26 protein-coding genes are annotated in these 21,502 nt (G+C 38.4%); 16 read left to right on the top strand and 10 right to left on the bottom strand.

The genetic code is table 11. From position 1 onward, the window contains the following. Positions 1 to 2 precede the first annotated feature (2 nt). Positions 3 to 449, top strand: a complete 447-nt coding sequence (locus tag B3P16_RS09195; RefSeq protein ID WP_286842543.1) for a hypothetical protein — start codon at positions 3 to 5, stop codon at positions 447 to 449. A 1-nt stretch (position 450) separates the two neighbouring features. On the opposite strand, the gene B3P16_RS09190 is transcribed toward B3P16_RS09195, so the two are convergent. Beyond that, positions 451 to 900 (bottom strand): hypothetical protein, encoded by a 450-nt coding sequence (locus B3P16_RS09190; RefSeq protein WP_286842541.1) that lies wholly within the window; start codon positions 898 to 900, stop codon positions 451 to 453. A 332-nt stretch (positions 901 to 1,232) separates the two neighbouring features. Between B3P16_RS09190 and B3P16_RS09185 the strand changes: the two genes are divergently transcribed. Both B3P16_RS09185 and B3P16_RS09180 read left to right on the top strand, forming a co-directional pair. Beyond that, positions 1,233 to 1,637, top strand: a complete 405-nt coding sequence (locus B3P16_RS09185; RefSeq protein WP_286842538.1) for an SRPBCC domain-containing protein — start codon at positions 1,233 to 1,235, stop codon at positions 1,635 to 1,637. Between the two features lie 45 nt (positions 1,638 to 1,682). After that, positions 1,683 to 2,468: an alpha/beta fold hydrolase gene (locus B3P16_RS09180; RefSeq protein WP_046674583.1), complete on the top strand. Its 786-nt coding sequence runs from the start codon at positions 1,683 to 1,685 to the stop codon at positions 2,466 to 2,468. A 34-nt stretch (positions 2,469 to 2,502) separates the two neighbouring features. On the opposite strand, the gene B3P16_RS09175 is transcribed toward B3P16_RS09180, so the two are convergent. Then, positions 2,503 to 2,703, bottom strand: a complete 201-nt coding sequence (locus B3P16_RS09175; protein WP_046674694.1) for a YqaE/Pmp3 family membrane protein — start codon at positions 2,701 to 2,703, stop codon at positions 2,503 to 2,505. A gap of 283 nt (positions 2,704 to 2,986) precedes the next feature. Between B3P16_RS09175 and B3P16_RS09170 the strand changes: the two genes are divergently transcribed. Further along, positions 2,987 to 3,190 carry a hypothetical protein gene (locus B3P16_RS09170; protein ID WP_139144971.1) on the top strand — a complete coding sequence of 68 codons (204 nt, stop codon included), beginning with the start codon at positions 2,987 to 2,989 and terminating at the stop codon, positions 3,188 to 3,190. 110 nt (positions 3,191 to 3,300) lie between these two features. On the opposite strand, the gene B3P16_RS09165 is transcribed toward B3P16_RS09170, so the two are convergent. Further along, positions 3,301 to 3,846, bottom strand: coding sequence for a hypothetical protein (locus B3P16_RS09165; protein WP_046674585.1), 546 nt, complete (start codon positions 3,844 to 3,846; stop codon positions 3,301 to 3,303). A gap of 247 nt (positions 3,847 to 4,093) precedes the next feature. Here B3P16_RS09165 and B3P16_RS09160 point away from each other — a divergent pair, with 247 nt between their 5' ends. Next, positions 4,094 to 4,540, top strand: a complete 447-nt coding sequence (locus B3P16_RS09160; RefSeq protein WP_286842535.1) for a GNAT family N-acetyltransferase — start codon at positions 4,094 to 4,096, stop codon at positions 4,538 to 4,540. 199 nt (positions 4,541 to 4,739) lie between these two features. Here B3P16_RS09160 and B3P16_RS09155 read toward each other — a convergent pair whose 3' ends face one another. Beyond that, complete coding sequence (locus tag B3P16_RS09155) at positions 4,740 to 5,942, bottom strand: transglutaminase-like domain-containing protein (RefSeq protein ID WP_286753832.1); 1,203 nt, start codon at positions 5,940 to 5,942, stop codon at positions 4,740 to 4,742. 338 nt (positions 5,943 to 6,280) lie between these two features. On the opposite strand from B3P16_RS09155, the gene B3P16_RS09150 reads away from it, so the two are divergent. Both B3P16_RS09150 and B3P16_RS09145 read left to right on the top strand, forming a co-directional pair. Continuing rightward, a complete protein-coding gene (locus B3P16_RS09150) occupies positions 6,281 to 7,066 on the top strand; it encodes a hypothetical protein (RefSeq protein ID WP_286842533.1) in 786 nt (261 codons plus the stop codon). 105 nt (positions 7,067 to 7,171) lie between these two features. Further along, complete coding sequence (locus tag B3P16_RS09145) at positions 7,172 to 8,311, top strand: acyltransferase family protein (protein ID WP_286842531.1); 1,140 nt, start codon at positions 7,172 to 7,174, stop codon at positions 8,309 to 8,311. Positions 8,312 to 8,446: 135 nt separating this feature from the next. Here the strand turns inward: B3P16_RS09145 and B3P16_RS09140 are convergent, their stop codons facing one another. From B3P16_RS09140 to B3P16_RS09130, 3 genes are all read right to left on the bottom strand, one after another. After that, positions 8,447 to 8,947 carry a hypothetical protein gene (locus B3P16_RS09140; protein ID WP_286842530.1) on the bottom strand — a complete coding sequence of 167 codons (501 nt, stop codon included), beginning with the start codon at positions 8,945 to 8,947 and terminating at the stop codon, positions 8,447 to 8,449. A gap of 90 nt (positions 8,948 to 9,037) precedes the next feature. Continuing rightward, positions 9,038 to 9,721, bottom strand: coding sequence for a dihydrodipicolinate reductase C-terminal domain-containing protein (locus tag B3P16_RS09135; RefSeq protein WP_286842528.1), 684 nt, complete (start codon positions 9,719 to 9,721; stop codon positions 9,038 to 9,040). Between the two features lie 140 nt (positions 9,722 to 9,861). Next, positions 9,862 to 10,917, bottom strand: a complete 1,056-nt coding sequence (locus tag B3P16_RS09130; RefSeq protein WP_286842527.1) for an SDR family oxidoreductase — start codon at positions 10,915 to 10,917, stop codon at positions 9,862 to 9,864. Positions 10,918 to 11,005: 88 nt separating this feature from the next. Here B3P16_RS09130 and B3P16_RS09125 point away from each other — a divergent pair, with 88 nt between their 5' ends. The 7 genes from B3P16_RS09125 to B3P16_RS09095 all read left to right on the top strand — a co-directional run bounded on the left by B3P16_RS09125 (position 11,006) and on the right by B3P16_RS09095 (position 16,618). Next, positions 11,006 to 11,794, top strand: coding sequence for an AraC family transcriptional regulator (locus B3P16_RS09125; protein WP_286709996.1), 789 nt, complete (start codon positions 11,006 to 11,008; stop codon positions 11,792 to 11,794). Between the two features lie 140 nt (positions 11,795 to 11,934). Continuing rightward, positions 11,935 to 12,501 carry a DUF6624 domain-containing protein gene (locus B3P16_RS09120; protein ID WP_286842525.1) on the top strand — a complete coding sequence of 189 codons (567 nt, stop codon included), beginning with the start codon at positions 11,935 to 11,937 and terminating at the stop codon, positions 12,499 to 12,501. 32 nt (positions 12,502 to 12,533) lie between these two features. Next, complete coding sequence (locus tag B3P16_RS09115; protein ID WP_286767099.1) at positions 12,534 to 13,121, top strand: TetR/AcrR family transcriptional regulator; 588 nt, start codon at positions 12,534 to 12,536, stop codon at positions 13,119 to 13,121. Between the two features lie 139 nt (positions 13,122 to 13,260). Next, positions 13,261 to 13,563 (top strand): hypothetical protein, encoded by a 303-nt coding sequence (locus B3P16_RS09110; protein ID WP_286753839.1) that lies wholly within the window; start codon positions 13,261 to 13,263, stop codon positions 13,561 to 13,563. A 7-nt stretch (positions 13,564 to 13,570) separates the two neighbouring features. Beyond that, a complete protein-coding gene (locus B3P16_RS09105; protein WP_046674596.1) occupies positions 13,571 to 13,801 on the top strand; it encodes a hypothetical protein in 231 nt (76 codons plus the stop codon). Between the two features lie 304 nt (positions 13,802 to 14,105). Continuing rightward, complete coding sequence (locus B3P16_RS09100; protein ID WP_112376208.1) at positions 14,106 to 15,161, top strand: NAD(P)-dependent alcohol dehydrogenase; 1,056 nt, start codon at positions 14,106 to 14,108, stop codon at positions 15,159 to 15,161. Between the two features lie 158 nt (positions 15,162 to 15,319). Continuing rightward, positions 15,320 to 16,618, top strand: coding sequence for a cryptochrome/photolyase family protein (locus B3P16_RS09095; protein WP_115049318.1), 1,299 nt, complete (start codon positions 15,320 to 15,322; stop codon positions 16,616 to 16,618). A gap of 76 nt (positions 16,619 to 16,694) precedes the next feature. Here B3P16_RS09095 and B3P16_RS09090 read toward each other — a convergent pair whose 3' ends face one another. Further along, positions 16,695 to 17,480 (bottom strand): alpha/beta fold hydrolase, encoded by a 786-nt coding sequence (locus B3P16_RS09090; RefSeq protein ID WP_286842520.1) that lies wholly within the window; start codon positions 17,478 to 17,480, stop codon positions 16,695 to 16,697. Between the two features lie 221 nt (positions 17,481 to 17,701). On the opposite strand from B3P16_RS09090, the gene B3P16_RS09085 reads away from it, so the two are divergent. Then, positions 17,702 to 18,256 carry a cysteine hydrolase family protein gene (locus B3P16_RS09085; RefSeq protein ID WP_046674600.1) on the top strand — a complete coding sequence of 185 codons (555 nt, stop codon included), beginning with the start codon at positions 17,702 to 17,704 and terminating at the stop codon, positions 18,254 to 18,256. Positions 18,257 to 18,341: 85 nt separating this feature from the next. Here the strand turns inward: B3P16_RS09085 and B3P16_RS09080 are convergent, their stop codons facing one another. Beyond that, positions 18,342 to 19,193, bottom strand: a complete 852-nt coding sequence (locus B3P16_RS09080; protein ID WP_046674601.1) for a helix-turn-helix domain-containing protein — start codon at positions 19,191 to 19,193, stop codon at positions 18,342 to 18,344. A gap of 560 nt (positions 19,194 to 19,753) precedes the next feature. Beyond that, positions 19,754 to 20,515: a type I methionyl aminopeptidase gene (gene map, locus B3P16_RS09075; protein ID WP_115049314.1), complete on the bottom strand. Its 762-nt coding sequence runs from the start codon at positions 20,513 to 20,515 to the stop codon at positions 19,754 to 19,756. A 335-nt stretch (positions 20,516 to 20,850) separates the two neighbouring features. Between map and B3P16_RS09070 the strand changes: the two genes are divergently transcribed. Further along, entirely contained in the window at positions 20,851 to 21,486 is a 636-nt protein-coding gene (locus tag B3P16_RS09070) for an NAD(P)H-dependent oxidoreductase (protein ID WP_046674603.1), read from the top strand. Positions 21,487 to 21,502: the final 16 nt, after the last annotated feature.

Raw genomic sequence — 21,502 nt, 5'->3', positions numbered from 1 at the left:
TTATGGGCAAATTACGATTATTGATCATGAGTGTGTTGGCAATTTTTATTTATGGAGCTTGTCAATTTCCTCAGCGCCCACCACAATCCAGTACAAATGAATCTAAGCACAAGGCACAGGAATTACCTTCTAACGTAACCTTTTTTGGTGGTGGAAGATCTAAGGAAATGAATATGGTATCAGGGAAAACAGATACTATTTTCATTTCAGTCCATCAGGCAGATTCGGTTCTTATCAAAATAAAAACTCCCATGGATACAGCCAATGTACGAATTAGTCAGCTTTTTCTGCCCGATGGTTCTTCTGATGGCCCTTTTGGCAAGGAGCTTACCTATAGATTTAAAGATATTGGCCAATATCATATTACTGTGAATGAGAATAAAATGATAGGGAATCATTATTCAGGGCCATACCTAGTGCAAATTGTGCCAATAGTTCAATCTTTCTAGGCTATTCGACATCGCCTTTGTATTTAATCGTGTTATTTACATAAAGCGCTGATTTTTTAGCATCGTATCTATAGCTATCCTTCTGATAAATGTCATTCTCAACTTTATCCAAGATAATGGTATTTTTATTGTCATCGGGTAAGAATAATTCTAGCTTTGATTTATCCTCGCTAAGGACAACAAAGGCACTAATTACAGCTTTTCCTTCTTCTTTCTCCGTTGGATTTAGGCGTAAGCCAACATTAAAGACCTGGATACATCCTTGTTTGATCTCACTCCAAGTTTGTCCTGCCGCGACCAAACAACCGTGCTCATCCTTGTTGCCGCCGATCGACGGGGTTGCTTCTTCCTTGCTTTGATCAACTGCTTCTTTGGATTCATTGTTCTTGGGAGTATTATTACAGGCCGTGAAAGTAATAAGACTCATTGCTATAAATGCTAATTTTCTCATTTGAATCGGTTTTTATATGTTCCATGAGGTTCGTACAATAAATATACCACAGTCATCAGTTTATTCTTTATCGACCCACTACGTTAGATTTTCATCCTTTAATTAGCTATAAAGTGTATCTCTACAGTATCGCAGAAAAATCTGTAGCGTACGTCAATATTGTCATAGGACAAGTCGAATTTCTGTATAGTTTATTAATATTGTGATGTCGTTCAATGTAGCCTTTTATCTCAGTACATTAAACGGAATGATTTTAAACCGGTGTAGATAGATAAAAGGATTCTTATCATTTAAAACATCCTATGAAACATAAAGATTAACCTGTAAAAAAATTGGTTTCGGTTATTTTAGTTGAAAAGCAGCTAGCCGATGTTTGGAAATACTGGAGTGATGCTGATGCCATTATGCAATGGAATATTCCATTTGACGATTGGCACTGTCCGGCTGCTGGTATCGATTTTAGGGAAGGAGGGATGTTTAATTTTAGAATGGAACAAAAAAATAGTTGCGAAGGATTTGATTATGTGGGTGTGTACGATGAGATTATTTGGATGGAGTCTATTGAAAGTAACAGTGGGGGAAGAAAGTGTATTGTGGAATTTCAGGCGATTGATAACAATACAATTATTCGCGAAACTTTCGATCCTGATCCGTTTACAAGTTTGGACCTGCAACAGTCTTTTACCGATGGGGTATTGTTAAGTTTTAAAAAATTTATAGAAAACAAATCGCTGTAGAAGCGTGTTGCTAATGATAAAAATATAGACCATTTAGTATAAATTATGCGTGAAATAGAATCGAAAAGCGGTTATGCACCTGCTAACGGGATAAAACTTTACTACGAAATATTTGGCACAGGAAAACCTCTCGTTCTTATTCATGGTGGTGGCTCCTCCGGTTTTTCGGATTTTGAGGAGACTGTAAAAAGGTTGCATGATCAGTATCAGTTGATTTTGATAGATCTCCAAAATCATGGAAGATCCGATCATCGATCCTCAGCTGAAACATTCGAGCAGGATGCCAAAGATATTTTGGCTGTTCTAGATTTTCTTTCCATCGGAAAAGCTTCGTTTTTTGGTTTTAGCAATGGAGCGACAACCCTTTTGAAATTTGCGACGATGTATCCAGACAAGGTCGAAAAGCTGATAGCAGCATCTGGAAATACCAAAAGAGAGGGGCTTCTGGATGGTTTTTTTGAAAGTATGGAAGCGTCAACTATTAACGATATGCCGCCATTTCTGAAGGAGAATTTTATGAAGCTGAACCCAGATCCAGAGAAGTTTAGAAATATGTATGAAAAAGACAGCCAGCGCATGATACACTTTCAGGATTTTGACGCCGAATCCTTAACGCGTTTGACCTGCCCCGTATTTTTGCTAGGCGGAGACCAAGATGTTGTGAAAACGACACATTTAGCTGCTATGCAACAGCAGATTCCTGCTGCACGATTACTTATTCTACCGGCAAATCATGGCAACTATATGATGGCTGATTTTAATGGCGATGTCAACGTTGAACTGATTGATTTTACATTAAAACAAGTACAACAATTTTTGGAATCTAAATGATGTTCGGGTTATCGAATAACGGAGCCCTAATGATTTATCGGTAATTACGCATATTGCGTTCCAATTTACGCATGCGCTGTTCATTTTTCCCGTCAACACGCGATGCAACCGCCCATATGGCTGCGGGTATCCAACCAAGTATAGTTATCTGAAGGATCAAACAGAGAATGCCACTTAGAATTTTACCACGTAAAAAAAACGATAACCAAGGAAGTAAAACTGCTATTAGTATCATAAGTAAAAGGTTTATAACATTAAAATACAAAATTACGGTATTCACTACTAAAAATTGCAAATAATATCAACTTAAGCAAAATAAGTAGTTTTTTTTATAATTGCAATGTGTTGATATATAGCGCTTAGTGGTTTTGTCCTGTTAGCTTATGTAAATGTTAAGAAACTTAAAACATGCTATTGGATAGCCAAATTTAAAAATTTTAAGGAGGAGTGGCACCAAAGTTGATGTTTCCCTGTTGAATATTTTAGATGCAGATTACATATAATAAATGACGGAAAACATGGGAAACGATAATAATATTATTGAGAATTTAAACAGCAAATATCATGGATATCTAGAAGATGAGGGGAAATGGCTCAATGAAGGATTTAAGAATATTTTCATCGATGGGGAACCAAGTAAAGCAAATCTGAAAACCTCAGTTTATCTGATGTTACCCCAAGAGATCAGAGAATATGTCGATCAGTTGTTACCCAACGATTGATTATAAAATTATACGAACAAGTAAATCAAATTAAAAGGTTATTAAAATCAAATTTTTCTGATTTTAGTAACCTTTACTTGTTTAAACAGGGGGGACAGACCATATCTCCATTAAATACCATATTCTTTCACGGTTTGGCAAATTTGCTCTTTTTGTTTTCGGCTTAATACGTTCAACATGGTCAGGATTTCTTTACCTTGAAAAGTCTCAAGCTCAAGTCTCGGACCCAACCAATTGCTTTCAATAATGCGGATATTAACGATTTGAATGTAGGGCACGAATACCAGCGCATCCAAATCTGCCAAAGCCCAGACACTCCCGGTCTTTTTTTCGATCCGTTTAAAATACAATCCTTTTTTATCTGTCCGGGCTCGGATAACTTTCCTGCTGTTTTTTAGAAGAAGGAAGCCGCCGATAATAAAAGATAAGTGGAGTAACAGCATAAATAATGAGACTAAAAAGCGAAATACATCTTTAAAGTCAAGTACCATGGCGCTGAAATTCTCTTTAAGTGAATTATGAGGATGATAACCGATAAAACAAGTCGATATCCCCATTAAAATCAAAATACTGCCAATGATAATGGATCGCCAATTTGGTAGGTAATAATTGATAAAGGTTTCACTGTCTGTAGCTGCTAATTTTCTCCTTTTCATATCTAAATATAGGGACCTTATAAATTGACTGCATCGAAGAATTACAATTCGTTCAGAAGCATTTATAATTCGACAACTATTAGTTATAAGGGCATGAAGTCTGTTTTTGAAATTATTATGAACTTGTTTATGGTCGCATCGAAATCCATGCTACCGAAGATTGGACCACTGTACATCTGCTATCTGGATGAGGTTGATACGAAAGAGTTAGGATACATTTGCACTATAAATCAAACTATTTAATGAAATGAATTATAACATTAGAAAGGCAAGTCTTGAGGATCTTGATCAAGCAGCAGCGTTATTCAATCTTTATCGAATTTTCTACAGACAGGAATCGGATTTGGAAAAAGCCAAAGAATTTTTGAGGGAGCGATTTTTGAACGGAGAGTCAGAAATCTTTTTGGCAATTCAGGGCGAACAAGCTGTTGGTTTTGTTCAGCTTTATAAATTGTTTCATTATACTAAATTGCAGCGGCAGTGGTTGTTGAGTGATCTATTTGTGCATCCTGATCATCGGAGTAGAGGTCTTTCGGTTCGGCTTATAGATCGAAGTAAAGCTTGGTGTGAAGAGACTGGAGCTTGTGGTCTGATGCTTGAGACCGAGAAAACAAATGTTATCGGTAATAGTCTTTATCCGAGGTGTGGATTTGAATACGACGGCACGCATAACTATTATCATTGGTGGCGATAACTTTAATTGGATCGTCAGTGCACTCCCGCGCCTGGCGATCCAATTGGCAACTGAGATTAATTAGAAGGCATCGACAGTCATTTTACCCATTGGGCACTGCTGCCTGGATTAAGATTTTGAATCCGTGCTATCACTTCATCACTCACTGTTTGGTCAAAAATATTTTTCATAATTTAAATTAACGAAATAATAATCTACATTAATTGAAGTATAATATCACATTTAAAGGCTCATCATTTACAGTTACTTTCTTTTCGGTAGGCCCATTTTTATTGCTGTACCTCAATGTATAAGACTGATTTTTTTTCACGATAAATGTTAAATGATCATTCGCATCCTGCAGTTTAGTAGCAGTCGAGCCTCCGCCAATTTGATCATTTCCTTGGAAGATATCTACATTGCATTTTGTTCTTCCTTCCGGTTGACATTGATCCTTACTGAGATACATGGTTACGTTTAGACGGGTGTAAGATTTGTCCTTCAATTGTTGGCTATATTGCTGATTGAATAGATCAATATAGCGCTGAGAAACATTATCGGCATACACTTCTGTTTCACTCCACGCCGGGAATGAGGTAGCTGCCGGTTTGTAGGAAGCCGCATAAATAGAATGTTCCTTGCTATTCGGATCGGCTTTACCCGCGTCTGCTAAAAACCAGCTGTAATTCAGGTCTTTGTCCGGATAATATTCAGTAAAATACCATTTACCATTAATCCACACCTCGACCCAACTGTGGTTACCACGGTTGTCATGCCAGTTTGGCGTTCCCGCAATCCGAGCCGGTATACCTACTGATCGCAATGCGTCGATCAATAAAATGGATAATCCGGTACAAGAAGCCATTCCTTGGCTTATCGATTCAGATGGATTTTGATCTGCTTTTTTTCGTTGCGTATTGTAATCGACTTTCACTTCATCTCTGATATTCTTATTTATGGCTACAATGGCATCTTTTATCGTTTTGCTATTTGTCACATATTTTGAGAAACGATCGTAGAAGTCACCACGCCAATCGTCGAGATCTTCAGAAAATACCCGATAGGGCAATACCTCATTTAGAAAAATTGAATCTGGAATTTCCTTTGCCCAGGAAAACGTTGATCTTGCCTGGTAAGCCTTTTCAATATTATGGATAAGATGATCACTCTTAATAGTCGTTAAATCATTCTTGGGCATATAAGCTATGAGAAAAGCCGCCCCTTCACGCATTTCTTTGGGTAGTTTCGCTAGTACTTTCTCTAATTCAGTGCGATTCATGCCGGCAGCTTTTAGTGCATTTTTGACCGGTTTTTGATACTGACTTGGCAATGAGGAAAGCTTGAAATCTTGTGCAGATACGTTGAAAAAAATGGCTGTAGACAAACAGCAGAAAACGAAAGAAAATACCTTTTTGAACATCATATGAGCTTGCTTGTTCTTGATCTATTTAAATTAACACAATTTGTATATTTCAAACATAGATAAATTGATTTTTATATGCAAGAATACGTTTTATAGTCTGACTAGTAGCTTGGAAGCCCAATTTACTTAGTGATGTTTCTGAATTTGAGCAGAAGGACTCCCAAATAGCAAGCGACCACGAACGATGTCCTTTTAGATCTCGCTACACGCCTTATAAGTTCAAAGGATCTAATCCCGCATAATTTCATTTGCAAATGAGTACAAATTTATTTTAGTTTGAAGATCTTTATGGCAAAGTAAAGATCATAACCCAAAAAATAATTTAAATGACAATTCCGATGAAGCCGTTTCATTTTCTATATTATAGTGTATGCTGTCTGATCCTTTTATCGGGTATCCTGTATTCCTGTCAATCGCAAGATCCAGACAGGGTGATACTTGAAAAATTGGATAGAACCTTTAATGCATCCAAATTTTATGGCCCCAAGATAAAAAGGAGCGAAGAGTTGCTGCATGCGGACGTTAAAAGTATGGATAAGAAAGAGTTGAAAGTAGTTTTTGAAACCGCCATATTTAAAAAGGATACGCTTGCTGTTTTTAATTCAGAAGGGAGTTTGCCAACACCATTTTATATCGAGTCTACTGCAGTCTGGGGAACACGAAAATTAAAGCCGGTCAGAGATTTCGGTTATCGTTACACCACGGTTTCTTACAATGAAGATAAGGACACCATAGCCATATTAGACGGAGTTCCTTTTCCAGCGTTGACAGTGGCAGAGGATAAAAATGGTGAATTTGCTTATCTATATGCACTGAAGACTTCAAAAAATAAAGATGATTTTCAAAATATTTACAACTATCTACAGAAGACGTTTACAAAATTGAAGGTTCAAGATGATGCGGGAAGTGATATAAAAGGTTGGGAAAATAAAGACTTTTACTATTTTTTGCATAAAAAAAATAGAAGAGAAGAACAGATTTTTTCATTTGGAGAAGATGAAGACGACAAGCCGACGACTACAGACATCACCGATATCCGTCTGGAAATTTATTCTAAAATTTACATCCAAAATATGCAAAAAGAGCAGGTTTACTTACCGGATTATATTCCCAGTGTTAATTAACAGCCTTTAAAAATGGGGCACCGGTAAACTTGTTACAAATCTGCATGGACGATTTTGTTTATATTTACGTCCTTGTAAAAAAATCAATCAAATCGTTGTGTTTTTATGTCCGATACTCAAATACCGACTTCCGTTTATGCAGATACCAAACCACATTATGCAGTACTTGACGGGTTACGCGGTGTAGCAGCTATAACTGTTGTTTGCTTTCATATTTTTGAAGCCTTTGCGACGAGCCATTTAGACCAGCGTATTAATCACGGTTATTTGGCCGTTGACTTTTTCTTTATGCTTTCAGGTTTTGTCGTGGGCTATGCTTATGACGATCGTTGGAAGACAATGACAATAAAAGAATTTATCAAGCGTCGGATAATACGTTTACATCCGATGGTTGTAATGGGTGCGATCATTGGAGCAGTCATGTTTTATTTTCAGGGATGTTCTGTTTGGGATGTGACTAAGGTGACATTTTCTTCGCTGGCAATCGCGACCCTTTTGAATGCCTTGTTGATTCCTGCCATTCCAGGGCAAGAAGTGAGAGGGCTTGGGGAGATGTTTCCATTAAATGGGCCGAGCTGGTCGTTGTTTTTCGAATACATCGGTAATATTCTGTATGCATTGATTATTCGTAGATTTTCAACCAAAGTATTGGCTGGGCTCGTTGCTTTATTCGGGATAGGGTTGGCGGCCTTTGCGATATTGGGACCTTTGGGAGATATCTGTGCTGGTTTTTCACTCACAGAAACGGAATTTACGGCGGGTTCACTTCGTCTTTTGTTTTCATTTACAGCAGGCTTATTCTTATCTAGAGTATTTAAGTCTTTACAGATCAAGGGCGCATTTTGGATTTGTAGTTTGATCCTAGTGCCACTTTTGGCTATGCCGCGCATTGGTGGTGCCGAGCAACTATGGATGAATGGTTTATACGACACGCTATGTTGTGTCGTGGTTTTCCCTTTACTCGTTGTGTTAGGCGCTTCTGGCAAGGGCGGTAATGGTATTACAAGTTGGCTTTGCAAGTTTTTAGGTGATATATCCTATCCTTTGTATATGGTACATTATCCCTTTATCTATCTATACTATGCTTGGGTTAAGAATGAAAATCTGAGTTTTGAAGAGTCGTTGCCCGGAGCAGCGGCTGTTGTGATCGGAAGTATTGTGCTTGCATACGGCTGTTTGAAGTTATACGATATACCCATACGGCAATATTTGTCAAAACGATTTCTACAATCAAAAGAGAAATAGCCGCCAGCAAACTAATCCTATATTTATTATAAAATAAAAAAAATACCATTTTTTGGTGTTTTTTTATGTATGTTACCTAGGACAGTGATCTGTACATAGAGAAAATATTTTGTCATGTTAAATAACGCTTGAATGTCAGTGTTTTTCAAAAAAAACGTTGTTATATTTCGACGAATAAAATACCAAATAGAAGCCTAAAGGGCTTCGGTATACCGTTGGATCTGAAGCAAGAATATGATGAGCGGGGAAGTCCATCCACAGTTTTAAGCGTGCGGATTGGTAAGGACAGACTGTTTCGATCTTGCCTTTGTAAACTTTGGATACTTTACCCGCACTTACGACGTTGAAATAAATCGAATCGTTATCCTTTATGACAAAATTGTAGCTATTATATTGCCAGTCAGCTTGTTTTCCTGGGAACAGGTCACGCTTTATATGGTAGGTACCATAATAATCTTCTTTTTTTAGGATTTTTGGGCTCGTGATCCATTGAAAAAATTGAGACAAAGAAAAAAGTATAATTGCGCCACCGATCAGAGATAAAATTGCATACCCGAAGAATCGTCTTTTTGTGATAACCCCGCATAACAGCAGAATTATCAGCAACGGTATAAAGATAAATACTCCAAATCCCATATTTTTTGATGTTGTGGCCTTAGAAGAAAATCAAATGGATTTTCCTCTTACTCCTCTTGTAGAAAGCTCCTTTCTAAATTGAAAGTTTAACTAAAGTAGCCCCATAGCTACCAAATCCAACACAGTATGCCTTCTATTGGCTAATTTATTGTTGACACATGCTTCAAGGATTTTTTTGACACCATTTGAATAAGAATCATGTCCGAGGACCTTGGTCTCAATTTTAATTTCATCATTTTTATCTTTGATCACAATCTGATGGTAGGCATGCTTTTCTAAGTAGGCAACGGGAATATTGATTTTATAAGCTTGCGTTTTTGCATCGCGAATAGAGATAACGCGTTCATGAGCGACATGTAAAGAATTGGCTATATGATAAGCTGTACCTGGTTCAGTAAGCTTGGAAGACTGATGAGACTCCATAATAGATATTTCGTAGTCTTTGAAATTATGACCAAATTGTTGAAGCATATGGAGTGTTTTTAGCAAAAGTATGGAGGTATTTGGGCAAATGACAAGTGGAAACGCTGTCTCGAGCTTTTCGGTCTCTAGCCCTGTAGACAGTTCAATGAATAACGAATCTGTACGTGCACAAAAATCAAGACAATCTTGCAACTCCCGACCCGATCCGGCATGTATAATGATCGATGGCGACGACGTTGTAATGGATGGCTGCCAAGGTAGAATTTCTACATTGGGGATGGAATAATCGGCTTCCAGTATCGCGTTTGCCAGTTTTCCTGATCCAACTACAAAGGCTTTTTTTGTATTCATATTGTTTGTTTTATCAAAACATCTGCTATCCTTTTGACTATGAAACGATAAAATGATATCGGATGAAATTGCAATGAAGTAAAGGTTATGCTTGAGCCAGGTAAGTTACAAAAATAGACGGTAAAATTTAATCTTTGCTATTATGGAATTATTCTTTTTTTACGCATTTCGTCAAAGAGCTGATAAAACATTTGTTCGGTGTCAATAAATTCATGAAAGCCGAGACGCCTTGCCTTTGTGCCATCGGCAAAAAAATCATAATCCCAAGAAAATACAAAATCGCCAAAAGGCCAAGCTGAAACTTGATCATAGCTATAGCTTAATAAATGCTTTTCTTTTAATTTTTGCCATATAGGCTCCTTGTCTGCCATCATTGTGTTGAGTGATAGCGGAATAGGATCAGCGCTTTCCATATCAAAATAGGCCGCTAATTTGGGCCATAGTTCCTTCCAGCGGAAGAGGTCGCCGTTGTTAATGTTGAAGGCTTGATTGGCCGCTTGTGGATTGGTCGAGGCCCATACCGTTGCTTTGGCTAATAGTGTTGCATCGGTCATTTCCATCAATGTCTGAAAAGCGCCAATTTTTCCTGGAAATCGAAGTGGAATACCGAGTTCTTTTGAGATAGATGCATATACAGCAATGAGCATCGCTAGATTCATGGGATTATTGGGGGTCGTTCCACCAACAACTGACGGACGCATCGCTGACCAAGTCCATTTCTTACCCTTTTGCAATTGTTCGAGGTATTGCTGTTGGCTGGTATTGAATTCCGGCGGCATATGTCCGGCATCTGATTCTTTGGCTGGTGTCTTGAAAGGGCCCAGATGAGCACCATATACTTTATACCCTTGCATTAAGCTGATGTGCTGAAGATCACTTGCTACCGGTTCCACCGCGGCCAAAACATTGCTTAGCATTTTCATATTGGGCTCCACTAGCTCAGCCCAGGTCGGTCTATCCTGATAAGCAACGTAGTAAATATGGGTTACGGTATCCAAGTTGCCTAGCTTTTTGAGACAATCGGCTATATCCAATAAATCCACAGCGATAAAACGAACGTTAGCCCGATCGGCATTTGCTCGTCGTGATAAACCTATAATTTCCCATTCCTCCATCTTTTCAAGATAGTCTATGAGATTGTTGCCAATAACGCCATTGGCGCCAACAACTAAAGCGGTGTTTTTTCTAGTCTTCATCTTTCTATATTACTTATAGGGCCAAAGTTAGTTGGAAGCTTAGTGGGTTTTAATGTAAAAATCCAATATAATAAGGTATATTTCTGAAATGAAACGTTATCGTCAGTTTGAACCGGTGCTTATTTCAGGGTTTAAGATACTTGAATGGACTCATCCGGAACACAATCACAATCATTACGAGTTCATTTTTATTCGTGAGGGGACAGGGCGACATATTGTTAATGGGCATTCATTTCCTTACAAAGCAGGGTCGATCTTTCTACTAGGGCCAGATGACCAACATTATTTTGAAATCGAACAACTCACCCATTTTGTATATCTTAAGTTCACCGACGCCTACCTTGGTCGTAACAGTTCGGGTTCTACGTCCGCTATACAACAGCTGGAATATCTTATAAAAAGTAGAGAAACTCATCAGATGGGGTTTCAGTTAGTTGGAGAAGATAATGCGATAATAACACTGATCTTTGATACCCTTCTCTTATTAAGAAAAGATCAAATTGTAAATCAGGAGCTTATTTGGTTCCAATTATTCAGTGTTGTACATGTTTTGCAGCGGAATATGCCCGAATTGCGTAGCAATAGTTTTAAAAGCCGTGACCTGCAGGCCATGTTTTGTTATATCCATAAAAATATTTACGATCCCAATCGTTTACGGATACAAATAATGGCGGAGCATTTTAACATTGCCAACGATTATCTCGGTATTTACTTTAAACGTCAGGCAGGAATTACCTTACGCGAATATATTCAAAACTACCGCAATACATTAATACGTCAAAGAATAGCAACAGGAAGAGTTACCTTAAAGGAAATTGTCGCTGAATTTGGGCTGACTGATGTAAGTCACCTGAATAAGATTATACATAAAACGTAGTGTATTTCCGTCGATGTATTCAAATCAAATGTAATCTAGCAATAGTTGAGCAAGATAGCTTATGAATGTAATAGGTTACCGGCCGAGGCGGAAAGGATTTAGAGAAGTAAAATACGTATTAAAAATTTTAGAAAATTGAGATGTTATATAGAAATATTGCGGAAGAGATTATCCGATTAGCGCAGGACGACGAATCAATGCGGGAAAAGTTATTGCAGAGGGGAGAGCTTCATGGTGGATATCATGTGGAGATGGAAACAATTCACCGACGGAATGCAAAAAGATTACGTGAAATCATTGCCGAAATAGGTTATCCAACTATTTCAAAAGTCGGCGAAGCAGCTAGCAATTCAGCTTGGCTGATTGTTCAGCATGCGATAGGAGAACCTCAATTTATGCAAGATTGTTATCAGTTGCTTCTTGATAATATCATGGACATCAATCTCGCAAATCTGGCTTATTTGCACGATCGAATTCAGGTTTTCAAACGTAAGCCGCAACGTTATGGGACACAGTTAAGCAGCTGTGGCAGTATTTATCCCGTGGAAGATAAAAATGCAATAAACAGCTTAAGGAGCACAATGAACCTTTTACCCCTTAATCCTAAAGAAATGAATAAAATTGAAGATGTGAAGCGAATTCCATTTCTGGATCAGGAGAACGACACCTATAATGAGTGGCGAAAAAAAGTTGGCTGGGTGAATTGATTTTTCGACATTTTTTGTAGATTTGTCGAGTAATGACAGGTCAACAAGAAAATATTAAAGAGGAAATTATCTTATCATCCATGAAAGTGTTTGAAACCTATGGATTTGCAAGGGTTTCCATGCAGGATATTTCAAAAGCTTGTGGAAAGGGGCGGAGCACGTTGTATTACTATTTTACCAGTAAGATGGATGTCTTTGATGCGATTGCGGAGTACTTATGTCAGCAAGTGTTTGAGGTCGCGAGTAGAACTTATAACAGGGAAGCTTCACTGGAAGATAATTTAGTTGGTTTTTTACAAGCAAAACTACGTCAGATTAATTTAATTACGAAACGCTTTCATCTCGCATTCGAAGATATGAAATCCGACCCAGCCTTGATGGTTTCAAAAACACGATACATGCTGGATGACGAGATTAAGCTGATTCGTGAAATGATTGAATTAGCCGTTAGGAAAGAAGAAATTCAGGCCTTGGAGGAAAAGGATGTCTTGTTTTTATCGGAAATGTTAGTGACAACATCACGTTGTTTTGAGCAGGAAGTTTTACTTTTTGATCGTTTTCCGGATTTTGAAGCGAGGCTTTCCTGGTTGACAAGTATATGTGTTAAGGGGCTGCGCTAGCCATTCGACAGGATAACGAGAAAAGTTATTGTAAATAATAGGGACGTATATCGTTCTTTTTTTTGAAGGTGGTTTCGACAAAAATACAAAATATGTCTATTTTGATTGATCGATTCTTTTTATACAGACAATAAACAGGATGACAACTATGGTGTTAAATGCGAAAGTAGGCAAGTCGGTGGATAGCTTTGCATCAGAAAGATGCGTTTTGGTCATGGTGGAGACAGAGGAAACGATCCGCCCTGAAATGATGGGGGTACTGGATCCCGATATTGATTGTTATTTATTGATACACAATGATGTGGAGCGCTTGGATAGCCTCGCTCTTGCGCTGGAAAATGAAAATAAAAAGGTTCGACTAGCCCGAGATTTTGAGGAACTGAAACAGATGCCTTTTTTGAACCACCAATTACAACAAATTGCCGTTAAAATTTTGAAATAATCTAAATATGTATAAAGTTGTTTATTCTTTATCTCGTAAGCTGAAGTGGAAAGCCAGCGAGATTTATCATTTTCTCTATCAGAGTTTCCCGGAGATAAAAAATATTGATTTATTGTTGGATGATCAGCAATTTTTGCTTGTCCTGCGGATTAGTACCCGATTGGAATTTTCTATTCTGAACATCTGCCAGAAACAGGGGTTGGCAATGCAATTTGTACAGGTAGAAGATACTGATTAATCCGTCTGTACAGGTAGAAGATGCTGATTAGTTCGTTTGAACAGGTAGAAAATCCTGACGAACCCGTGCGGTTTACAAAGCTTAGCTTATCGCAGATGTTCAAGCATGATGCGGTGAGCCGTAAAGAAACAGCAACTTGAGCTTTATGGCAACATAATTCTGAAAGTTGCTTTTTACTTTTGTTATCGTTCCTTCAAAACATTTTTTCCATCCATTGGTTAATTTTATCGTGCGGATGGAATCTGTGTTGTACATAGGAATTTTATGCAGTCATTTAAAACAGAAAACAACAATTTTATCAAGTATGAGTACATTTTCAATTAGAGCTTTTGGAACAAGTGCACCAACGGCCGATCTAAAACAGATGGATATTGAACGTCGCGAAGTGACGGAGAAAGATGTCGAGATTGATATCTTATTTTGTGGAGTTTGCCATTCGGATTTACATACAGCGCGAAACGAATGGGGTGGGACCGTTTATCCGAATGTACCCGGCCATGAAATTGTAGGGCGAATTACTCAAGTTGGCTCAGCGGTAACCAAGTTTAAAGTCGGCGATTTGGCTGGTGTAGGCTGTATGGTAGATAGTTGTCGCGAATGTGAAAGTTGTAAGGAAGGACTGGAACAATATTGTGAAAATGGAAATATTCAAACCTACAATGGACACGATAAGCACCTTAATAAACAGACATTCGGCGGTTATTCCGAACGCGTTGTAGTAGACCAGGATTTTGTGCTCCACATTCCTGAAAATTTGGATCTTGCAGCAACAGCGCCTTTATTATGTGCTGGAATTACCACTTATTCGCCTTTGAGGCATTGGAATGTGGGACCAGGAAAAAAAGTAGGTATCGTAGGTATCGGCGGCTTGGGACACATGGGGGTAAAAATAGCGAAAGCAATGGGAGCACAAGTTGTTGTCATTACAACGTCTGCGTCTAAAGTGGATGACGCCAAACGTTTAGGTGCCGATGAAGTGATCTTGTCAACTGATGCAGAACAAATGAAAGCGCATGCGGGAACTTTACATTTCATTTTAGATTGTGTTTCGGCACAGCATGACATCAATGCCTATTTAAGTTTATTGAAACGAGATGGTTCCCTGACTCTTGTTGGTGCTCCGGAGCATCCACTTCCTGTGGCTCCTTTTAGCCTGATTCCAACACGAAAGAGTTTTTCAGGTTCGATGATCGGGGGGATAGCCGAAACACAGGAGATGCTTGATTTTTGTGGTAAACACAATATTATATCCGACATAGAGCTGATTAAAATGCAGGATATCAATCATGCTTATGATAGACTATTGAAAAGTGATGTTAAATACCGGTTTGTTATTGACATGGCAAGTTTGAAAAACTAACACAATAAAATTATTCAATGCTGAACCATCAAGGGGAATTTCAAGTACCTTTGATGGTTCAGTCTGTTTATAGAGGTATTTTTACCTAATTATTGAGTTAACCTTTTACCCTTTAAAATTGTTAACATGGGTAATGATGGTAAATATTGGTCGTTTTTATGGAAAAAAATAAAATTATTGTGTTTTGGTTTCGTCGTGATTTACGGCTGGATGATAATGCCGGGCTTGCTCGCGCGCTGGCTTTGGGTTATCCGGTACTACCTATATTTATATTTGACGAGGAAATTTTGATGCAATTGGAGGATAAAAGGGATCGACGTCTTCATTACATCCATCAGGCTTTAACCCGTATCAATACTATACTAGGGGAAAGTGGTGCAACGTTGAATACGTTCTATGGTAAACCTATCGCTATCTACAGGAACTTGGTTGAAAAATTTGATGTGCAGGGCGTCTATTGTAATCGGGACTATGAGCCAATGGCAATTGCGCGGGACAAAGAAATTTTTGAGTTCTTTCAAGCTAAGGGAATTCCCTTCAAAGCTGTGAAAGATCAGGTTATTTTTGATAAAGCAGATATCTTAAAGAATGATGGGACACCATATACGGTTTATACGCCTTATGCAAAAAAATGGCGTGAGAAATTACGTCCTGAGGACCATCGTTCCTATACCTACGCAATGGAACCCTTCGTTCAGCAAAAGCATCAGCAGATCATTTCTTTGGAGAACTTAGGTTTTTTAGAGACCGATCTTAGCTTTAAAGAACCACACCTGGATGCTACTATCATTGATCACTATGATAAAACCCGCGATTATCCAGCGTTAATGGGCACTACTCATTTGGGGATAGCACTTCGTTTTGGAACAATCAGTGTACGTCGGTGTGTTACCTTTGCTTTAAAACACAATGCGACCTGGTTGTCTGAATTGATCTGGCGTGAATTTTTTATGCAGATTCTCTATCACTATCCGCATGTTGTTACCGAATCCTTTAGAAAGCAATACGACGCCATACAATGGCGGAACGATGAGGTAGAATTCCAGCAATGGTGTGAAGGACAGACCGGATATCCTTTAGTAGATGCGGGTATGCGCCAATTGAATACTTCCGGTTATATGCACAATCGCGTACGAATGGTCGTAGCCAGTTTTCTTTGTAAACACCTTTTGATTGACTGGAGGTGGGGGGAGGCCTACTTTGCGCAAAAATTAAATGATTATGATCTGTCGGCCAACAATGGTAACTGGCAATGGGCCTCAGGCAGTGGCTGCGACGCAGCCCCGTATTTCAGGGTTTTTAATCCGACGCTTCAGGCTGAGAAGTTCGATAAAAATCAGGAGTATATAAAAAAATGGGTTCCTGAATTAGGTACTCCAGCCTATTGTGAGCCTATGGTTGACCATCAGATTGCCCGTGATCGTGCGATAAAGACCTACGCAAAGGCGTTGAAATAATAGTCTTGAATGTCTACATCTTACGAGAGGTTTTAAGGACCAGCAAGTCGGAGTAGACATTCAATGTATCTCATTTTTATCGATCTAAAAACTCGGCAACGAATGCGTCGAATGCCTGTGGATTTTCAGCTTGAACCCAGTGACCAGCATTAGGAATTGTTTTAAATACGGCATTTGGAAATTGTTCCCTGATCTTAATCTTATCTTCAGGTAATATATATCTTGATTTTTCTCCTGGTAGAAATAATGTGGGGCCGTTGAATATTCCTGATTTTACCCCGACAGTAATAAACTCCGTATATTTATTTTTTAAAACATCCAGATTAAAGCGCCAATCTAATTTTCGATCTTCTCTGATATATACATTTTTTAATAAAAATTGGATAACACCCGGATCACTCAAGTAGTGTTCAATCTTTACTTGTACATCTTTCCTGTTTTCTAGTGTTGTAATATCTACAGCAGATAGCGCGTCGAATATGTCCTCATGATGTGGAGGATAAGCTTTCGGGGCTATATCAGCGATGATCAGTTTTTCAATCTTTTCAGGATGGTCAATAGCAAATTGCATCGCTACTTTTCCGCCTAGAGAATGGCCCAATAGCAATACTTTATGTGCTCCAATGGATGCAATATAGGATAGCAGATCGTCTACCATAACTTCCACCGACATATCTTCACTATGGAAACTTCGTCCGTGATTACGAAGATCGAGTAGATGTACCTGTCTTTTCTCGCCAAAACTACGACCAAAGGATCCCCAGTTGTCTGCCATGCCAAAAAGCCCATGTAGGACAATTAATGGAGTGCCACCGTTATCTGCGCCATATATTTTGCTGTGTTGTAATTCTTTCAATGCCATGATATCTATTATTACGATTTATCACCTGTATGTGACGTTTATATGCAGCGAAGTTAGCTTTTGTTGGTGATTTTTTGATCGAAATTATGTAAAACATTACATAACTTTCTATCCATCCCGTCTTATCGCTCTTATCAAAATGGTAGTATTTGGTGATTTATTGGTAGGTCATCGCCGCTAAATCCAGCTTAATTTTGTATTAAACTTAATTCATAAAATAGATGAGAAATAGCGCATTAATAGTCATTGATATTCAAAACGAGTATTTTGAAGATGGCGGAATGGAACTTGTGGATCCCTTAAAGGCAGGGATGAACGCCAGAAGAGTGATCGACCAATTTAGGCGAGAAAAATTGCCGGTGGTCCATATCCAACATATTTCCTCAGATCCAAAAGCAATGCCATTCTTTATTGATGGCACAAGAGCTGCCGAAATTCATGAAAGCGTGAGTCCAATGCCAAACGAGCTAGTAATACGTAAACATTTTCCCAACAGCTTTAGAGAGACAGAATTATTGGATTACCTTCGCAGCAATAAGGTCGAGAAACTTGTTGTCGTAGGCATGATGACCCATATGTGTATCGACGCTACGGTACGCGCCGCTGTCGATTTAGGTTTTTCATGTACTGTAATTGCTGATGCCTGTGCAACGCGCGATCTTGAGATTAATGGTTCCGTAGTTGCTGCACTGGATGTTCAGCATGCCTTTCTTGCTGCTTTGGCGTTCTTTTATGCGCAGGTTCAGGATACCGAGACGTACTTGGCACGCTATTGATTTATTGGGAAATCGGGCCATGGGGAGGCCGATCTGCATGGCGCGATTTCCATAGCGACAATTTGTATAATAGATAATTCAACATTTATTTGAATTCCTGAATAAATGCACTTATGGTTTTTCCAGTTTGAGTTTTAAAAAAACGCATTAAATGATTGGGTTCTGAAAAGTTAAGATCAAAAGCAATTTGATTAACGGAATGGTCAGAGTGGATCAGCAGATCCTGAATCTCGAATAGTAACCGTTGTCGAAGTAAGTGGGCTGCTGTGGTATTAAACTGTGCCTTAACGGCCTGATTTAGTGTAATCCTACTTATTCCCATAAGTGTCGCATATTCGTTTACCCGTTGTTTCTCCCGAATGAACTGTTCCATAAGTTCTTTGAATTGATAGGCGAAGTTATTTTCCGCTTTTTGGTTCGGAAGCATATTTAAGCGTGCATATTTTCGGTTTAAAGTTTGCAATAGGTAATAAAGTAAAGAACGAATAATATGGACACTATCTGCTTGGGTTTCCATGAGTTCAAGTTTAATTTCGGCGAGAAGACCTAAGAATTTTGACATATGTGTGTCATCTGCTATAATCTGGGGTACATAACTAAGCTGGTAGAAATATAATAGTTTGTATGTGAATAATTTATCCGAAAAGAAATCATTTAAAAAGTCTTCCTGAAAAATCAATGTTGTAAACTCAAGGTGTTCAGGATCCAGTTCCCAGGTATGTTTCTGAAAAGCTGAAATAAAGATAATTGAATTGTCGGACAAGGAGAGGATCTCTTGCCCCAATATCAATCTGCCTTTCGCTTTTTTGAAAAATAGAATTTCAAAAAAGTCTTTATGGTAAGTTTCTTGATGTGTATAATCCGTTTCTATTTCGTTGAGGACATTCAACAAGAAGTCAACACCGCATTCTCCCTTATGGAATTTTATTGTTCTCAATCTAGATTACTTTAATCGATCAAAAATACTAAACTTTATAAGTTACACCAGCCTAAATACAAATATTATCGTAGCGTTTTATCCCACATGTTTATTCAGGCAGCTGAGCAAGGATTAAGGGTTGGAAGCGAAGAGTTTGGAACAAAGGTTTTCTAATGTTTGGTGTTTTTCAAAATAGTTTTCAAAACAGTTAAAAGACAATAGTTGAGGGGCATGTGAAGACGAGTGAAGCTGAATTTTGAATACGAGAATAAAATTTTTATGAAAAGTGATTTTCATCACTTTTTTGCTGAGAAGAATAAGCTATTTTTACTGCTGTAGTCAGTTATCCAGTGAGATTAATCTTTGGGTTTGACAAAAATTATTTAGCCATAAAAATATATTATTTGGGGGTTTTCTCGTTATGAGAGGCCCCTTAATTATTTTAACAACCTCTATCCTGATGTAAAGGGTTGATGCACTATACCACAAGTTTGGAGTCTTGTTTAAAGAAAATAGGTCTTTTCGATAGCTTTCAATAATTTGCTCGAAAAGACCTCTAAGTATCTTCTTATGACTGGTTAGTAAATTGCATTCTGTGCAGTTAATATAACGGGATAGCCATCGGTAATGAGAATCGTATGTTCGTGTTGTGCCATGAATCCACCCTTGTCCCCAACCATTGTCCAGCCATCGTTGAGTTCGGTTGCGTATGTGGAGGTCGTTGAAATAAAGGTTTCAATAGCAACAACGGTATTTTTTCGAAATCTTCGTTGGTCGAAGCGGTTTTTATAGTTAAGCAGTTCGTCGGGCTCCTCGTGCAGACTTTTTCCTACACCATGTCCCCCAAGGTTCTTGATGACTTTATACCCTCTTTTTTTAGCCTCAGTTTCGATTAGATGCCCAATATCCGCTATTTTCACACCACCACGAATATTATTGATTGCCTTTTGAAGAATTTCTTTCGATGCATTGACCAATTTTTCGTGTTCAAAGATGTCCTTTCCTATAACAAAGGAACAACCATTATCAGCCCAATATCCATCTAATTCGGCAGATACATCGATATTGATCAAATCGCCTTCTTGCAATATCCTTTCCGCCGTAGGTATTCCGTGGCAAAATTCGTTGTTTATACTGATACACGTGTAACCTGGGAAATCATAAGTGAGAGCGGGAGCAGATTTTGCACCCATGCTTTTTAATATTTCGGCTCCATATTCGTCAAGCTCCTTCGTGGACATGCCCACTTGAGCATGTTCTATCATAGCTTTTAAGGTGATGGCAACAGCATCGCTCGCTTTTTGTATGCCTGTTAGCTCAGTTTCATTCGTTATAGACATTGCTGATGTTTTTATTGTGGAGCACGTAAGCCCTGTTTTCTATTTTGTTAAGGTATTACCACCGAGAACAAATGGTTCAAGGTCATTTTGTTATACCCGATGCAAACTAATACAAAGGTCCTAATAAAATTGAATAAAATAGGCATTTGTTTGCGATTAGAAGTAAATGTACAGTATTTTAGCCTTAAAAGTTTAGTAGCAAGTGCTAAATAACAATCTGTTTTTGTCCTAATTTTATTGCCTTAGTTCTTGATTTTGATGTTTAGACATTTATTTTTTTATGTATCTTTACATAACTTTATAAAGTTGCTATTGATCATTTAAACTAGAACAAAATGGCTTTATTGGATACCCTAGAATGGCGTTATGCCACAAAAAAATACGACCCCACAAAAAAGGTCGCTCAGGAAGACTTGGATAAGATTTTGGAGGCAGCACGGATGGCACCTAGCTCTTCTGGACTTCAACAGTTCCGTGTAATTGTGATTACGAATCAGGAATTAAAAGAAAAAATTGTGCCTGTGGCTTGGGGGCAACAAATAGTGGCTGATAGTTCACATCTATTGGTGTTTGCAGGATGGGATAGATACACCGACGAACGCATTGATAAAACCTTCGACAAGATGAATACCTTGAGAGGTTTACCTTTAGACACCACTGACGAGTATAAAAATAGGCTGAAAGGCCAATTAGCAAGTTTTACAGAAGAACAACAAGCGGCACATGCGGCGAAGCAAGCTTATATTGCTTTTGGTTTGGCAATTGCACAGGCAGCAGAACTAGGCGTTGATGCAACGCCTATGGAGGGTTTTTCAAATGCCGAATTGGATGAATTACTTGGTTTAGATAAGCTAGGATTGAAGAGTGCGGTTATGCTTCCGTTGGGTTATCGGATGGAAGAACAAGATTGGTTGTTGAAGCTGAAAAAATTTAGACTTCCAAAAGAGGAATTTTTGATTGAGCTCGCATAAATTGTAGTTCACGTTA

Source organism: Sphingobacterium sp. UBA7631 (genome assembly GCF_002483935.1).
Taxonomy (GTDB): domain Bacteria; phylum Bacteroidota; class Bacteroidia; order Sphingobacteriales; family Sphingobacteriaceae; genus Sphingobacterium; species Sphingobacterium multivorum.
Note: the sequence above shows the minus strand (reverse complement) of the source record. Positions and strands in the feature narration are given on the sequence as shown.

Excerpts from the sequence above, each read along its gene's own strand:
- B3P16_RS09170 (WP_139144971.1), top strand. The coding sequence starts at position 2,987 with ATGGGAAACGATAATAATATTATTGAGAATTTAAACAGCAAATATCAT.
- B3P16_RS09160 (WP_286842535.1), top strand. The coding sequence starts at position 4,094 with ATGAATTATAACATTAGAAAGGCAAGTCTTGAGGATCTTGATCAAGCA.
- B3P16_RS09135 (WP_286842528.1), bottom strand. The coding sequence starts at position 9,721 with ATGAATACAAAAAAAGCCTTTGTAGTTGGATCAGGAAAACTGGCAAAC.
- B3P16_RS09070 (WP_046674603.1), top strand. The coding sequence starts at position 20,851 with ATGGCTTTATTGGATACCCTAGAATGGCGTTATGCCACAAAAAAATAC.
- B3P16_RS09130 (WP_286842527.1), bottom strand. The coding sequence starts at position 10,917 with ATGAAGACTAGAAAAAACACCGCTTTAGTTGTTGGCGCCAATGGCGTT.
- B3P16_RS09110 (WP_286753839.1), top strand. The coding sequence starts at position 13,261 with ATGACAACTATGGTGTTAAATGCGAAAGTAGGCAAGTCGGTGGATAGC.
- B3P16_RS09180 (WP_046674583.1), top strand. The coding sequence starts at position 1,683 with ATGCGTGAAATAGAATCGAAAAGCGGTTATGCACCTGCTAACGGGATA.
- B3P16_RS09090 (WP_286842520.1), bottom strand. The coding sequence starts at position 17,480 with ATGGCATTGAAAGAATTACAACACAGCAAAATATATGGCGCAGATAAC.
- B3P16_RS09155 (WP_286753832.1), bottom strand. The coding sequence starts at position 5,942 with ATGATGTTCAAAAAGGTATTTTCTTTCGTTTTCTGCTGTTTGTCTACA.
- B3P16_RS09145 (WP_286842531.1), top strand. The coding sequence starts at position 7,172 with ATGTCCGATACTCAAATACCGACTTCCGTTTATGCAGATACCAAACCA.
- B3P16_RS09165 (WP_046674585.1), bottom strand. The coding sequence starts at position 3,846 with ATGAAAAGGAGAAAATTAGCAGCTACAGACAGTGAAACCTTTATCAAT.
- B3P16_RS09100 (WP_112376208.1), top strand. The coding sequence starts at position 14,106 with ATGAGTACATTTTCAATTAGAGCTTTTGGAACAAGTGCACCAACGGCC.
- B3P16_RS09195 (WP_286842543.1), top strand. The coding sequence starts at position 3 with ATGGGCAAATTACGATTATTGATCATGAGTGTGTTGGCAATTTTTATT.
- B3P16_RS09085 (WP_046674600.1), top strand. The coding sequence starts at position 17,702 with ATGAGAAATAGCGCATTAATAGTCATTGATATTCAAAACGAGTATTTT.
- B3P16_RS09150 (WP_286842533.1), top strand. The coding sequence starts at position 6,281 with ATGAAGCCGTTTCATTTTCTATATTATAGTGTATGCTGTCTGATCCTT.
- B3P16_RS09125 (WP_286709996.1), top strand. The coding sequence starts at position 11,006 with ATGAAACGTTATCGTCAGTTTGAACCGGTGCTTATTTCAGGGTTTAAG.
- B3P16_RS09120 (WP_286842525.1), top strand. The coding sequence starts at position 11,935 with ATGTTATATAGAAATATTGCGGAAGAGATTATCCGATTAGCGCAGGAC.
- B3P16_RS09115 (WP_286767099.1), top strand. The coding sequence starts at position 12,534 with ATGACAGGTCAACAAGAAAATATTAAAGAGGAAATTATCTTATCATCC.
- B3P16_RS09190 (WP_286842541.1), bottom strand. The coding sequence starts at position 900 with ATGAGAAAATTAGCATTTATAGCAATGAGTCTTATTACTTTCACGGCC.
- B3P16_RS09105 (WP_046674596.1), top strand. The coding sequence starts at position 13,571 with ATGTATAAAGTTGTTTATTCTTTATCTCGTAAGCTGAAGTGGAAAGCC.
- map (WP_115049314.1), bottom strand. The coding sequence starts at position 20,515 with ATGTCTATAACGAATGAAACTGAGCTAACAGGCATACAAAAAGCGAGC.
- B3P16_RS09175 (WP_046674694.1), bottom strand. The coding sequence starts at position 2,703 with ATGATACTAATAGCAGTTTTACTTCCTTGGTTATCGTTTTTTTTACGT.
- B3P16_RS09095 (WP_115049318.1), top strand. The coding sequence starts at position 15,320 with ATGGAAAAAAATAAAATTATTGTGTTTTGGTTTCGTCGTGATTTACGG.
- B3P16_RS09140 (WP_286842530.1), bottom strand. The coding sequence starts at position 8,947 with ATGGGATTTGGAGTATTTATCTTTATACCGTTGCTGATAATTCTGCTG.